This is a genomic window from Dietzia sp. 179-F 9C3 NHS, assembly GCF_045369825.1.
GTDB lineage: Bacteria > Actinomycetota > Actinomycetes > Mycobacteriales > Mycobacteriaceae > Dietzia.
The window spans coordinates 466651-479813 of sequence record NZ_JBIQES010000002.1; the positions used below are offsets into that span (position 1 = coordinate 466651).

The 13163-nt window shown below is 72.5% G+C and carries 14 protein-coding genes; 6 read left to right on the forward strand and 8 right to left on the reverse strand.

Annotated elements, in window-relative coordinates; translation table 11 throughout:
• Window positions 1-63 precede the first annotated feature (63 nt).
• From ACH0BZ_RS04500 to ACH0BZ_RS04510, 3 genes are read right to left on the reverse strand one after another with little or no spacing between them, the layout of a single operon-like run.
• Window positions 64-642, reverse strand: a complete 579-nt coding sequence (locus ACH0BZ_RS04500; protein ID WP_406896757.1) for a suppressor of fused domain protein — start codon at window positions 640-642, stop codon at window positions 64-66.
• Window positions 639-1145: a general stress protein gene (locus tag ACH0BZ_RS04505; protein ID WP_406896758.1), complete on the reverse strand. Its 507-nt coding sequence runs from the start codon at window positions 1143-1145 to the stop codon at window positions 639-641. Before ACH0BZ_RS04505 ends, ACH0BZ_RS04500 begins: the two co-directional genes overlap by 4 nt.
• Entirely contained in the window at window positions 1142-2122 is a 981-nt protein-coding gene (locus ACH0BZ_RS04510) for an HpcH/HpaI aldolase/citrate lyase family protein (protein WP_406896759.1), read from the reverse strand. The genes ACH0BZ_RS04505 and ACH0BZ_RS04510 overlap by 4 nt, the downstream gene beginning before the upstream one ends.
• An 81-nt stretch (window positions 2123-2203) precedes the next feature.
• Here ACH0BZ_RS04510 and ACH0BZ_RS04515 point away from each other — a divergent pair, with 81 nt between their 5' ends.
• The 4 genes from ACH0BZ_RS04515 (at window position 2204) to ACH0BZ_RS04530 (ending at window position 6490) form a co-directional block, all read left to right on the forward strand.
• The gene (locus ACH0BZ_RS04515) at window positions 2204-3517 is read left to right on the forward strand and encodes a magnesium transporter MgtE N-terminal domain-containing protein (RefSeq protein WP_406896760.1); all 1314 of its coding nucleotides are present in this window, start codon (window positions 2204-2206) and stop codon (window positions 3515-3517) included.
• Window positions 3514-4065 (forward strand): DUF1003 domain-containing protein, encoded by a 552-nt coding sequence (locus ACH0BZ_RS04520; protein ID WP_406896761.1) that lies wholly within the window; start codon window positions 3514-3516, stop codon window positions 4063-4065. Before ACH0BZ_RS04515 ends, ACH0BZ_RS04520 begins: the two co-directional genes overlap by 4 nt.
• Before the next feature lie 99 nt (window positions 4066-4164).
• Window positions 4165-5304, forward strand: a complete 1140-nt coding sequence (locus tag ACH0BZ_RS04525; RefSeq protein WP_406896762.1) for a lytic transglycosylase domain-containing protein — start codon at window positions 4165-4167, stop codon at window positions 5302-5304.
• Between the two features lie 46 nt (window positions 5305-5350).
• A complete protein-coding gene (locus ACH0BZ_RS04530) occupies window positions 5351-6490 on the forward strand; it encodes an Mrp/NBP35 family ATP-binding protein (protein WP_406896763.1) in 1140 nt (379 codons plus the stop codon).
• Between the two features lie 22 nt (window positions 6491-6512).
• Here ACH0BZ_RS04530 and tatB read toward each other — a convergent pair whose 3' ends face one another.
• The 4 genes from tatB to sigE all read right to left on the reverse strand — a co-directional run bounded on the left by tatB (window position 6513) and on the right by sigE (window position 9709).
• A complete protein-coding gene (gene tatB / locus ACH0BZ_RS04535; RefSeq protein ID WP_406896764.1) occupies window positions 6513-6980 on the reverse strand; it encodes a Sec-independent protein translocase protein TatB in 468 nt (155 codons plus the stop codon).
• 24 nt (window positions 6981-7004) lie between these two features.
• Window positions 7005-8516, reverse strand: coding sequence for a S1C family serine protease (locus ACH0BZ_RS04540; RefSeq protein ID WP_406896765.1), 1512 nt, complete (start codon window positions 8514-8516; stop codon window positions 7005-7007).
• A 10-nt stretch (window positions 8517-8526) separates the two neighbouring features.
• Window positions 8527-8985: an anti-sigma factor family protein gene (locus ACH0BZ_RS04545; protein ID WP_406896766.1), complete on the reverse strand. Its 459-nt coding sequence runs from the start codon at window positions 8983-8985 to the stop codon at window positions 8527-8529.
• Window positions 8986-9082: 97 nt separating this feature from the next.
• Window positions 9083-9709, reverse strand: coding sequence for an RNA polymerase sigma factor SigE (sigE, locus tag ACH0BZ_RS04550; RefSeq protein WP_406896767.1), 627 nt, complete (start codon window positions 9707-9709; stop codon window positions 9083-9085).
• 130 nt (window positions 9710-9839) lie between these two features.
• Between sigE and ACH0BZ_RS04555 the strand changes: the two genes are divergently transcribed.
• Window positions 9840-10448 (forward strand): hypothetical protein, encoded by a 609-nt coding sequence (locus ACH0BZ_RS04555; RefSeq protein WP_406896768.1) that lies wholly within the window; start codon window positions 9840-9842, stop codon window positions 10446-10448.
• A gap of 40 nt (window positions 10449-10488) precedes the next feature.
• Here the strand turns inward: ACH0BZ_RS04555 and glgC are convergent, their stop codons facing one another.
• Window positions 10489-11715 carry a glucose-1-phosphate adenylyltransferase gene (gene glgC, locus ACH0BZ_RS04560; RefSeq protein ID WP_406896769.1) on the reverse strand — a complete coding sequence of 409 codons (1227 nt, stop codon included), beginning with the start codon at window positions 11713-11715 and terminating at the stop codon, window positions 10489-10491.
• Between the two features lie 142 nt (window positions 11716-11857).
• Here glgC and glgA point away from each other — a divergent pair, with 142 nt between their 5' ends.
• Complete coding sequence (glgA, locus tag ACH0BZ_RS04565; protein ID WP_406896770.1) at window positions 11858-13024, forward strand: glycogen synthase; 1167 nt, start codon at window positions 11858-11860, stop codon at window positions 13022-13024.
• The last annotated feature ends 139 nt before the right edge of the window (window positions 13025-13163 follow it).

The following is a 13163-nucleotide window of genomic DNA, read 5'->3' on the forward strand; positions in this document are numbered from 1 at the left end:
GCACACTACCAGGCCGCGCCGGGTCCCGGGCGGACTTGGCGGGGGAAGGCGTTCCGGCAGGCGTCAGCCGGTGCGGCCGGGGTTGACGGCCGGTCGGGCGGGGTCGGTGACGTCGACGCCGGCCTCGCGCCAGGCCGCCTCCAGCTCGTCGGCGCCCTTGAGGCGCACCCAGGCGGCCTCGGTGTGGGTCACGGGCACCGCGCGCAGGACGCGGACGGGCGCGGCGTCGCCGTCGAGCTCCACGTCGGGGACCTCCGGCTCGCGGAGGACGACGGCGGTGAACGCGGCCCCGGGCCACAGCGGTTCCCCGAGGTCCACGAGCGCACCCTCGGCCAGGACCAGCCCCTCGACGGCAGGCGCGGCCGCGAGCACGGCCAGCGCCCGGACCACGCCGTCCACGCCGCCGCGCAGGGACATCGCCAACTCGGCCCGTGGCCCGGCGGGGTCGGGCACGAGCGCCGACGGGTCCCCCATCGGCTCGGCCGAGCAGCCCAGGGTCACGTACCGGACCAGGTCCGAGCCGGGGTCGACGAAACGCAGCACGCGGATGGGCGCGGCGCCGAGGAAGGTCACCGACGCCTCCTGCGGCTCGGTGCCGTACGCGCCCACGAGCCGGGCCCGCACGGTGCCGAGGACGGTCACGACATCCCGAAGCGGGTGAGCTCGTCGCGGACCTTCTCCGCACTGGACGGCTCGCAGAGCACGTCGTACCGCCCGGCCACGAGTTGCGAGGTCGAGGCGAAGTCCCGCTTGCCGCGGGTGGCGGCGTAGGACAGGGACGTGGAGACCACACCGAACACCGAGCCCGCGACGACGCCGGTGAGCACGACGCCCCACATCGGCTGGGTGAAGATGCCGAGTAGCAGGCCCACGAACAGTCCGAGCCACGCACCCGTCGCCAACCCGCCGACAAGCACCTTGGGCCAGGTCAGCCGGCCAGTCACCCGCTCGACCTGCATGAGGTCCACGCCCACGATGGTCACCTCGTGGACGGGGAACTCCTCGTCCGCGAGATGGTCCACAGCGGCCTGCGCCTGCGCGTAGGTGGGATACGACCCCACCACCCAGCCGGTGGGCGGCGTCGGCAGGCCGGGCGTCTGCCCGCCCCGGCCGCGGCCCATCCCCGGATTCATCGGCGTCGTCATCGGTCCTCCCCTGCCGTCTCCGAGACCGTCATCCCCGCCGCGCGACCCCGGGCCGACACGACGAGCGCCATCTTGCGGCTGGCCTCGTCGAGCATCTCGTCGCCGTACATCACCGCTCCGCGCGCACCACCCTCGACGGATGTCGAGTGCGCGTACGCGGCGAGGATCCCCTCCGCCTTGTCGAACTCCTCCTGTCGCGGACTGAAGACCTCGTTGCCGGCGTCGACCTGTGCGGGGTGCAGCACCCACTTGCCGTCGTAGCCCAGCGCCGCCGTGCGGCCGGCGGCCCGCCGGAAGCCCTCCTCGTCGCGCACCTTGAGGTAGGGGCCGTCGATCGCCTGGATCCCGTGGGCCCGCGCCGCGACGAGGATCGTCATGAGGACGTGGTGGTAGGCGTCGCCCGGCGTGTAGCCCTCCGGTTGCTCGCCCACCGTCAGGGTGCGCATACCGAGCGAGGCCATGAAGTCGGCGGGGCCGAAGACCAGGGTGAGCACGCGCGGGCTCGCCGTGGCGATGGCGTCGATGTTGGTCAGGCCGAGCGCGTCCTCGATCTGCGGCTCGATCCCGATGTGGCCCTCCGGCAGCCCGGCCGCCTTCTCCACCTGCGTGAGCACCAGGTCCAGCGCCACCACCTCGTCCGCCGTGCGGACCTTGGGCAGCAGCAGCGCGTCGAGGTGCGCCCCGGCGCGCCCCACGACCTCGGTGACGTCGCGGACCGTGTACTCGGTGTCCCACGCATTGACCCGCACCACGACGGTGGGCGCCGCGAACCCGCCCCCGAGCAGCGCGTCCACGACGTTCTGGCGCGCCTCCTCCTTGGCCGGGCCGGCCACGGCGTCCTCGAGATCGAGGAAGACCTCGTCGACCTCGAGCCCGCGGGCCTTGCCGATCATCTTGACGCTGCTGCCCGGGACGGCCAGCACGGTGCGGCGCGCACGGGCCCGGAGCTCGGCGATCGCCTGTGAGACGGTGGACATGGGGGACGCTCCCTCCGGTCGGCGCACGGGGCGGTCGGTGCACGGGCGCGGGCGGTCACCCGGCCGACTAACGTGGTCCGCATGGCGAACCTCAACAAGGTCTTCGTCGCCAGGCTAGCCGGACTGCCGGTGATCGGCCCGGACGGGGACGACATCGGACGCATCCGGGATGTGGTGGTGACGATGCGCTCGCGGAACCAACCCCCGCGGGTCATCGGACTCGTGGTGGAGCTGCCCACGCGCCGCCGGATCTTCGTCCCCATGCTCCGCGTGGCGAGCATCGAGCCCCGGTCGGTGACGCTGGTGTCGGGCACCATCAACCTGCACCGGTTCACCTCCCGGCCCGGCGAGAACCTGGTCCTCGGCGCGCTCGTCGACTCGATCGTCGGCGTCGAGCCCGAGCAGCAGCCCGGCGAGACCGAGAACGCTCCCGCGCGCCCCACGCGGTTCCAGGTGGTGGACGTGGAGATCGAGCGCCAACGCTCCCGGGACTGGCTGGTCTCCCGGCTCGCGACCCGCCCCCGCCGCTCCCGCGGACCGCTCGGGCGCCGCGGCCCGGTGGCGATCGTCGCCTGGAGCCGGATCCGGGGCCTCGACGACGACGCGATCGGCACCCCTGAGCACGGTGCGGCGAGCCTCGTGGAGCAGTACGCCGACATGCGTCCCGCCGACGTGGCCCACGCGCTGCGCGAACTGCCCGAGAACCGCCGCCTCGAGGTGGCCCGGACCCTCCACGACGAGCGGCTCGCCGACATCCTCCAGGAGCTCCCGCACGACGAGCAGACGGAGATCGTCACCCGGCTCGAGCTGGAGCGCGCGGCGGACGTCCTGGAGGCGATGGAGCCCGACGACGCCGCCGACCTGCTGGGTGAACTCCCCGCCAAGGACGCCGAGTCGTTCCTCGAGCGCATGAACCCAGAGGACTCCGCGCCCGTCCGCCGGCTGTTGTCCTTCGACGCCGACACCGCGGGCGGCCTCATGACGCCGGAGCCGATCATCCTGTCGCCGCAGACGACCGTGGCCGAGGCGCTCGCGCACTGCCGGAACCCGGACCTCAGCGCGGCGCTCGCCAGCCTCGTCTTTGTGGTCCGCTCCCCCACCGCCACCCCGACGGGCCGGTACCTCGGCTGCGTCCACATCCAGGCCCTGTTGCGCGAGCTGCCCTCGACGATGGTCGCCGAGACCGTGGACACCAGCCTGTCCACGCTCCGGCCCACCGACTCCGTGGAGTCGGTCACCCGGTTCTTCGCCACCTACAACCTCGTCTGCGGCCCGGTCGTGGACGACGAGGGGCACCTGCTCGGGGCGGTCGCCGTGGACGACCTCCTCGACCACATGCTCCCCGAGGACTGGCGCGATATGGATCTGCACGACGAGAGGGAGGCCCGACCGTGACCGAACCACAGCCGCGCTCGTCCCTCTCCACGCCGGTCACCTCCCGGCGCCCCCGGATCAGCTTCGACTCCGACGCCGTCGGCCGCTACAGCGAGGCCATCGCCCGGTTCTTCGGCACCGGCCGCTACCTCATGATCCAGACGGTCGTCGTGGTGGTGTGGATCGCGATCAACATCGTGGTGGTGGCGTGGCGCTTCGACCCCTACCCCTTCATCCTGCTCAACCTCGCGTTCTCCACCCAGGCCGCCTACGCGGCGCCGCTCATCCTGCTGGCCCAGAACCGCCAGGAGGACCGCGACAAGGCCTCACTGCAGGAGGACCGGCTGCGCGCCACGCAGACCAAGGCCGACACGGAGTTCCTCGCCCGCGAGCTGGCCTCGGTTCGCCTGTCCGTGGGCGAGACGGTGACCCGCGACTACCTGCGCCGCGAACTGGACGACCTCCGCGACGCCGTCGAGCGAATCGAGACCAGGCTCGCGGGACTCGGCGGCGACGGGAGTAACACCGATCACCCCAAAGGCGATTCACACGGGGAAGGACGGGGGTAACGTCGGCTCCGTCGCCGACGCCCTCCCGGTCCGGACTCCGGCCCCGCCCCGTCGGCGGACGCCGCGAACGCCGCCGTCGAGAACGTAGTAGGGGGAACGTTGCGCCACCTCGCGCACAACGCCGACCGCAGGGTCCTCACCAGCGCCGCCGTGACCGCGGGCGCCATCGTGACGCTCGCCGCGGTGGGCCTGAGCCTCGACCACGGCCCGTCCGAGGCCCCGGCCCTGGCCCAGGTCGCCGAGACCTCGACCCCCGCTTCGACCACCTCCGACTCGCCCACCTCGTCGGAGACCCCGCCGCCCCCGACCGAGGAGTCCGAGGAGTCCGACGACCCCGGCGCCGCGCACATCCCGCCCGCCACCATCCCCGGCGGCCCGCTCGGGATCCCCGGCATCGCGCTCGACGCCTACCACCGTGCCGCCGACCGGCTCCGCGCCGAACAGCCCGCCTGTGAGCTGGACTGGACGCTGCTCGCCGGCATCGGCCAGGTCGAGTCCAACCAGGGCCGCGGCCGGTTCGACGCCCACGGCAACACGATCGGCCGCATCCTCGGGCCGCGGCTCGACGGCTCGCTGCCCGGCACAGCCGTCATCAAGGACACCGACGGCGGCCGCTTCGACGGCGACGCGGAGTACGACCGCGCGGTCGGCCCGGTCCAGTTCATCCCCTCGACGTGGGCCACCCTGGGTCGCGACGGCAACGACGACGGCGTCGCCGATCCCAACAACATCTACGACGGCGCCCTCGCCGCGGCCACCCTGCTGTGCAACCAGGGCGGGTCGATGAACGACCCGGCCGCCCGGACCCGCGCGATCCTCGCGTACAACAACTCGCTGGCCTACGTGGCCAACGTCAACGCGTGGGCCCACGGCTACGCCGTCAACGCCTACCCGCTGCCCGCCGACCTGCCGGAGATCCACCGGCCGGAGCCCACGATCGAGCCCCCCACGCCACCGGAGCACTGCCCCGACGGCTGGGAGGGCACGCCCACCGCGGCCCCGGAGCCCGCCGCCCCCGGCGAGCCCGCGCCGCCGGTGCCCGGCTGCACGCCGAAGCCCGAGCCGTCGGAGTCCGAGCCCCCGCCGCCTCCGCCGCCCCCGCCAGCGCCGCACCGCGACGCGGCCGAGCAGGCGCCGCCGCCCGCTCCGGGACCGGCCCCCGCGCCTCCGGCGCCCCCCGGGCTGCCGCCGATCGAGCTCCCCTGCATCGCACCGTTCTGCGTCCCGCCGCCGGCCTGATCCCCGCTCACGCCGGCCCCCGAGTCACGCCTAGACTCGGGGCATCATGAGTGCACCCAGTGAAGAAGCGATCCGGGCCGCCCTGGCGAAGGTCGAAGACCCCGAGATCCGAAAGCCCCTCACCGAGCTCGGCATGGTCAAGGGCGTCGACGTCGACGAGGCCACCGGCCGCGTGGACGTGGGCATCTACCTGACCGTCGCCTCGTGCCCGATGCGCGACACGATCACCGACCGGGTCCGCGCCGCCGTCTCCGACGTCCCCGGCGTGGGCGACGTCGCGGTCGAGCTGGACGTGATGGACGACGCCCAGCGCACCGAGCTGCGCAAGCAACTCCGCGGCGACGCCGCCGAGCCCGTCATCCCCTTCGCCCAGCCCGGCAACCTCACCCGCGTGTACGCGGTGGCCTCGGGCAAGGGCGGCGTCGGCAAGTCGACGGCCACGGTGAACCTGGCCACCGCGCTCGCGGCCCGGGGCCTGTCCGTCGGCGTCCTCGACGCCGACATCTACGGCCACTCGATCCCGCGCATGCTCGGTACCGACGCCCGGCCCACCCAGGTCGAGCAGATGATCCTCCCGCCGGTCGCGCACGAGGTCAAGGTCATCTCGATCGCCCAGTTCACCAAGGGCAACACCCCGGTGGTGTGGCGCGGCCCCATGCTCCACCGGGCGCTGCAGCAGTTCCTCGCGGACGTGTACTGGGGCGACCTCGACGTGCTGCTCATGGACCTGCCGCCCGGCACCGGCGACGTCGCCATTTCGATCGCGCAGCTCATCCCGAACGCCGAGATCCTCGTGGTGACCACCCCACAGGCGGCCGCTGCCGAGGTCGCCGAGCGCGCCGGGTCGATCGCCCTGCAGACCCGCCAGCGGATCGCCGGCGTCATCGAGAACATGTCGTGGCTCGAGCTGCCCGACGGCAACCGCATGGAGGTCTTCGGCACAGGCGGCGGTGCCGAGGTCGCGGCCAACCTCTCGCGCTCCGTCGGCGCGACCGTCCCGCTCCTGGGCCAGGTCCCGCTCGAGCAGGCTGTCCGTGAGCACGGCGACGACGGCACCCCGATCGTCCTGGCGGAGCCGGACTCCGCCGCCGGTCGCGCCTATAGGGGGATCGCCGACGGCCTCGCCGTGCGCCCGCGCGGACTCGCGGGGATGAACCTCGGGATCGACACGACCCGCCACCTGTAAACGGCCGGGGGGCGGACTCCGCCTACGTGGCGTCGGTGTCCCAGACCGGCGCCGCGCCCGACCGGGTCGGCGGGGACGACTGGCTCGGCTGCGTGGGCTGGCTCGGCTGGGTGGGCTGGCTCGGCCCGGTCTGGGGGCTCGGCCCGGCGGACGGCGTGCCCGTCACCGCCGCGGCGCCCCCGGCCGGCGCGGCGTCGTCGAAATTTCCTGTGAACAGCGAGTCGTCGCCGTCGAGCAGGTGCTTGGTGACGAGCGCCCGCGGGCTGAGTCCACGAAGCTCGTTGATCTGCTTGAGCGGCTCACGGAACTCGTCCAGGTCGGTTCCGAAGTCGTCCTTGAGCTGCTGCTGGGCGGTCCCGGCGAACTCCTTGACCTTGCGGATGGCGCCCGCGAGCCACCGGGCGGCCTCGGGAAGGCGCTCGGGTCCGAGGACCACGAGCGCGACCACGCCGAGGACCAGGAGCTCGGACCAACCCACGTTCGTGAACATCGCTGTTGAGGATACGTCGTCGCGTCAGCCCAGCGTAGGCCGGACGTCGAGCTCGACCCGCGTACCGTCCCGGATCACCTCGACCGGCACCTCGTCGTCGGCCCCAGCCTGCCGCACCGCCACCACCAGTTCCTCGGACGAGCGGACCCGCCGCTCCCCGACCCTGGTCACCACGTCGCCTTCGCGCAGACCGCCCTCCTCGGCGGCCGAGCCCTCGCGCACGTTGACGATCTCCGCCCCCTCGAGCGAGGCGTTGGCCGCCGTGCGGGCGTTGACGCCGATCGTGGCGTGCTCGATCTCCCCCTCCGTCATGAGCGCGGTGGCGATGGTGCGCACGTCGTTGACGGGGATCGCGAAGCCGAGGCCGATCGAGCCACCGGAGTTGGTGAAGATCGAGGTGTTGATCCCGATGACCGCCCCGGAGGCGTCGATGAGCGGCCCGCCCGAGTTGCCCGGGTTGATCGCCGCGTCGGTCTGGATGGCGTCGATCACCACGTCGCCGTCCGAGGTCGACTCCCCCAGCGCGATCGGTCGCTGGGTGGCGGAGACGATTCCGCCGGTCACGGTCCGCGCCAGGCCCAGCGGCGAACCGATGGCCAGCACCTGCTCGCCCACCTCGACCTGGTCGGAGTCGCCCAACGCGGCCACGGTCAGCCCCTGGACGTCCTCCACCTTGAGCACCGCGAGGTCCGTGGCGGGGTCGCGCCCCACGAGCTCGGCGGGCGTACGGGAGCCGTCCGAGAAGACCACCTCGACCGCCGCCCGGTCGGAGCTCGCGCCGCCCATCGTCACCACGTGGTTGTTGGTGACGACGTAGCCCTGCGGGTCGATGACGATGCCGGACCCCTCACCGTGGGAGCCGGGCGTGGACACCTGGATGTTGACGACGGCGGGTTGCACGCGCCGCGCGACCTCGCCGATCGGGTTGTCCGGACGCGCGACCCCCTCGGGGGCGTCCGCGATCCTCACTGTCGAGGTGGTGAGCATCCGGGCGGAGTCGGCCACCACCGCGCCGATGCCGCCGCCCACCAGGGCCACCAGCGCGACCGCCGCGGCGAGTCCCGCCAGGGCATGCCGGCTGAGGCGACGCTCGAACAGCACCTCCGAGAGCGACAGCCGCGCCTGCGTCGCCGGCCGGTCCTCCCCGGCGGTGAGGTCCACGGGCTCGTCCCGGTCCGCCTCCGTCAGCGCGGGCTCGCCCACCCCGACGGGAGCGTGCGGGTCGCGCCACGGGTCGGGGCGGACCGCGGGGGCCTCGTCCCGCCGGTCCTGCCATTCAGGATGCCGCTCGATCCCCCGCTGACCACCCTCGCGCGGTCCGAACGTCTCCGCGAGAACCGGATCGGGGTCGGTCTCGACGAGCGAACTCGTCGTCCCCCGTGCCCCCACCGCCGCGTCCCCGACCCCCCGCCGGGGGTCCCGGCCACCCGACACGCCGGGCGGGCGCGCGAAGTGAGCGGCCGTGGCGTCGTCGATGTCCGGCCGACGCACGGGCGTGGGGTAGCGCAGTGGGCGCTCGGGGGTCTCGTCCTCCACCCGGCCCACCCTAACGGCCGCGGTTCCGCAGCCGTCGGAGCAGCCCGGCCACGACCCCGTGCAGGGCGGGGGGTCGCGCCGCCGCGTCGGGACCCGATGCCGCGTCCGGGGCCTCGCCCGGTACGGAGCCGGGCGGTCCGCCCTCCCCCAGGGAACGCAGCCGGTCCCTGAGGTCCTCCGGCATGTGGATGGGTCCCGAGCCGCGCAGGGCACGGCGGGCGTCGCGCTGGTCCGAGACCTCCTGGCGGCACCTCGGACACCGGGCCAGATGGGCGTCCGCGCGGGTCAGACCGGCCGCGGGCAGACGATGGTCAACGTACGCGGCGACGGCCTCCGCCGAGAGATGGTCGGTCGAGAGGAACCGCCGGCTGCCCGGTGGCGGCCCGGCACTGTCGGCGACCCGACGCGCCGACACCGAGGACAGGTGGTACTCGGCCTCTGGGCCGACTCCGGAACGCTGTCGATCCACCTCGTCGCCTCCTCGTCCGCCGTGACGGGGGCCCGGTCGGCCCCGTCGAGGTCGTCAACGAGCGACGCCGTCACGGGGTTCCCGGCCGCGAACCGCGTCAGTCGGCCCGCTCGTGCACCCCGGTCACCCCGGCCGCCTCGAGCTCGGCGCGCAGCGCGGCGCGACCCCGGTGGATGCGGCTGCGGACCGTCCCCATCTTCACCCCGAGGATGCGCCCGACCTCCTCGTAGCTGAGGTCCTCGATGTCGCACAGGACGACCGCCGCCCGGAACTCCGGGGACAGGTTGTCCAGCGCCGTCTGAAGCACGGGATCAAAGGTCTCCTCGGCGAGGACCTGCTCGGGGCTACGCGCCCTCCCCGGGACACGCTCGGCGTCCTCGGGCAGTGCCTCGAAGCGGATCCGTGTGCGGCGGCGAGCCATGTCGAGGAACAGGTTGGTGACGATCCGGTGCATCCAGCCCTCGAACGTGCCCGGCTCGTACCGGTCGAGCGAGCGGAACACCCGGATGAAGGCCTCCTGGGTGATGTCCTCCGCGTCGTGCGCATTACCGCACAGGCGGAAGGCGAGACGGTACACGCGGTCACCGTGCTGGGCCACGAGCTCGGACCACGACGGCATGTCGGACGCCCGGCCGGTCTCGTCGAACCGGGCGGTCCCGAGAGCCTCGACCCCGTCCGGGGCGGTCGTCACGGTCGTGGATCCGTGCACCGTCTGGGAGTACATGGTGTACACCCTCCCCCATCGGCCTGTCTTCCCGGTATACCCGTACTGAGAAGGCACTGAGAGTCCGATACCGATCGGATCACCGCGCGGCGACCACGCGTCGGTAGCCCGCGGGGATACGCTGGCCACCGTGTCCGATCAGCCTGACGCCCACTCCACCGACCGCTCCGGGGACCGCGCGCTCGCGCGGCGCTGCGCCGACCTCGTCGACGACTCCCCGTACTCCGCCGCCCGCACCGAGGCGGCCGAGCTCGGCGCCTCCTCGCCGGATGCGTTGACGGCCGAGGCGATCCGGCTCGTGGCCCGCCTCACCGGCACCCGCGCCGCGGTCTGCCTCTCGCCCGCCCCGGGGGTCCCCGCGTTGGCCATCCTCGCCGCCGCCGGCCCCGATGCCGGCGCCGTCATCACATGCATCACCGAGGATCCCCACCACCTCGACGCCGCGCGGACCGCGATCGCCGCCGCGGGCCACCCCTCCTCCGCGGCCCGCTACATCGCGGCGCGTCCCCTCGAGGTGGTCGCCAAGCTCGCCGACGGCGCCTACGACCTCGTCGTGGCCGACGTGCGCGACGACGCCGTCGGCCAGGTGGTCACACGCGCACAGGTGCTCCTGCGGCGCGGTGGCGCACTGGTCCTCCTCGGCGAGCACGCCCCGCTCCCGGAAGAGGTGGAGCTGCCCGAGCACGCACACGTCACCGTGCTCCCGGTGGGCAGCGGCCTCACCGTCGTCACTCTCTGACCGACGCGCGCGCCGGCACACGGATCTGTGGCCCGGCGGTTCAGCCGTGCAGCGTCGTGGTGGTGTTCTTGGCGACGCTCACCACACCACCGGCGCTGACCGGGAAGCGCTGGCGATCGCGCTCGTGATCCACACCGATCACGTCGCCGTCACCGATGTGGCAGTTCTTGTCGACGATCGCCTTGCGCACCACGGCGCCCCGACTTATCCGCACACCCGGCATGAGGACACTGCCCTCGACCACCGCGCCGTCTTCGACGATCACGTTGTTCGCCACCACGGAGTTGCGCACCGTCGCGGCCGAGATGATCGTCCCGGCGCCCACCATCGACTCCTGCGACATGCCGCCGTTGACGAACTTCGCCGGCGGCAGGTTGTCCTGCTGGGTCCGGATCGGCCACAGGTTGTTGTAGAGGTTGAACACCGGATGGACCGAGACCAGGTCCATATGCGCGTCGTAGAAGGCGTCGATCGTGCCGACGTCGCGCCAGTATCCCTTGTCCCGCTCCGTCTCGCCGGGGACGTGGTTCCGGGCGAAGTCGTAGACGTAGGCGCGCTCCTGCTCGACCAGGGCCGGGATGATGTCACCACCCATGTCGTGCGTCGAGTCGGGCTTCTCGGCGTCCGCCTTGAGCGTCTCGATGAGCGCCTCGGTGGAGAAGATGTAGTTGCCCATCGACGCGAACGTGGCATCCGGGTCGTCGGGGGTGCCCGGGGGATCCGAGGGCTTCTCGACCCACCCCCGGATGCGGTCGCCCTCATCGGCGTCGATGCAGCCGAAGGCGAACGCCTCGCTGCGCGGCACACGGATCCCCGCCACGGTCACCGCCGCACCGGTCGAGACGTGGTGGTCGAGCATCTGGCGCGGGTCCATGCGGTAGACGTGATCGGCACCGAACACCACGATGTGGTCGGGCTTCTCGTCATAGACCAGGTTGAGGGACTGCAGAATGGCGTCCGCCGATCCCGTATACCAGCGCGGCCCGAGCCGCTGCTGCGCGGGCACCGGGGTGATGTACTCGCCGCCCATGCCGCTCATGTGCCAGACCTGAGAGATGTGCCGGTCCAGCGAGTGGGACTTGTACTGGGTGAGCACGCAGATGCGCATGAACCCGGCGTTGACGAGGTTGCTCAGCACGAAGTCGATCAGACGGTACGACCCCCCGAACGGCACCGCGGGCTTGGCCCTGTCCGCCGTCAGCGGAAAGAGGCGCTTGCCCTCGCCGCCGGCGAGAACTATTGCTAGGACGTGCGGCTGGCTCCTCACGCCTCCACCGTAACGACTTCACCGTGCGCACCACCGCGCAACGAGCGACTTGCCCCCTCCCCGCACCCATCCGCCACCCCGGTGTCGGTTCCCGTTCACCGGCCCGCGCCCGGGCGTCACCGATCGCGGCTAGGTTTGGCTCGTGCGAGTAGCGATGATGACGAGAGAGTACCCGCCGGAGGTCTACGGCGGGGCGGGCGTACACGTGACCGAGCTGGTGGCCAACCTGCGGCCGCTCTGCGACGTGGACGTGTTGTGCATGGGAGCGGACCGGGACAACGCCCGGGCCTTCCGCCCCGAACCGGAGCTGGCGGACGCGAATCCCGCCATCCAGACGCTCTCGGCCGGACTGCGCATGTGCGTGGCCGCCGAGGGTGCGGACCTGGCACACTCCCACACCTGGTACGCGGGACTTGCCGGACACCTGGCGGGTCGCCTCCACGGCATCCCCCACGTCGTGTCCGCCCACTCCCTCGAGCCCAGCCGCCCGTGGAAGGCCGAGCAGCTCGGTGGCGGTTACCAGGTGTCGAGCTGGTCGGAGAAGAACGCCTTCGAGAACGCCGACGCCGTGGTCGCGGTGAGTGCGCGGATGAAGGACGAGATCCTCCGCGTGTACCCCGCGATCGAACCCGACCGGATCCACGTGATCCTCAACGGCATCGACACATCCGTATGGGCGCCCACCACCCCCTTCGCCACCGACGATTCCGTTCTGCGCCGCCACGGTGTCGACCCGGACCGTCCGATCGTCGCGTTCGTCGGCCGCATCACCCGCCAGAAGGGAGTTCCGCACCTCGTCCGGGCGGCCAAGAGTTTCCACCCGGACGCTCAGCTCGTACTGTGCGCCGGCGCCCCGGATACCCCGGAGATCGCTGCCGAGATGGAAGGCCTCGTCGCCGAGTTGCAGGCCGAGCGGGACGGCGTGTTCTGGCTCAAGGACATGCTCCCCCGTGACGAGGTCATCGAGATTCTCTCCGCGGCGACGCTCTTCGTGTGCCCCTCGGTCTACGAACCTCTCGGGATCGTCAACCTCGAAGCCATGGCGTGCGACACCGCCGTCGTGGCCTCCGACGTCGGTGGGATCCCCGAGGTCGTCGTTGACGGCGAGACCGGCACACTCGTCCACTACGACGAGTCCGATCCCCGGGCCTTCGAGGCCGGGCTCGCCGAAGCCGTCAACGATCTCGTCGTCGATCCCGACAAGGCCGCGCGGTTCGGCAAGGCCGGCGCCGAGCGCGCGCGGACCCGGTTCTCCTGGGCGACCATCGCCGAGGAGACCCACGCGATGTACTCCTCGCTGCTGAAGTAGCGCACCTCGCCGGGGCTCGCCGCGCAGGGCTTGCCACTCAGAAGGGTGGTGCATCGTCGTTCGCCTGGGTGGTGGGGGTGGTGTCTGTCGGGGTGGGTGCGCCCTGGTGGTTGAGGGTGTGTTCGGCGTGGGTGCGGCG

Bases quoted from the DNA above. Each gene is read 5' to 3' on its own strand.
- ACH0BZ_RS04505 (WP_406896758.1), bottom strand. From the start codon at position 1,145: ATGACGACGCCGATGAATCCGGGGATGGGCCGCGGCCGGGGCGGGCAG.
- ACH0BZ_RS04510 (WP_406896759.1), bottom strand. From the start codon at position 2,122: ATGTCCACCGTCTCACAGGCGATCGCCGAGCTCCGGGCCCGTGCGCGC.
- ACH0BZ_RS04515 (WP_406896760.1), top strand. From the start codon at position 2,204: ATGGCGAACCTCAACAAGGTCTTCGTCGCCAGGCTAGCCGGACTGCCG.
- ACH0BZ_RS04530 (WP_406896763.1), top strand. From the start codon at position 5,351: ATGAGTGCACCCAGTGAAGAAGCGATCCGGGCCGCCCTGGCGAAGGTC.
- tatB (WP_406896764.1), bottom strand. From the start codon at position 6,980: ATGTTCACGAACGTGGGTTGGTCCGAGCTCCTGGTCCTCGGCGTGGTC.
- sigE (WP_406896767.1), bottom strand. From the start codon at position 9,709: ATGTACTCCCAGACGGTGCACGGATCCACGACCGTGACGACCGCCCCG.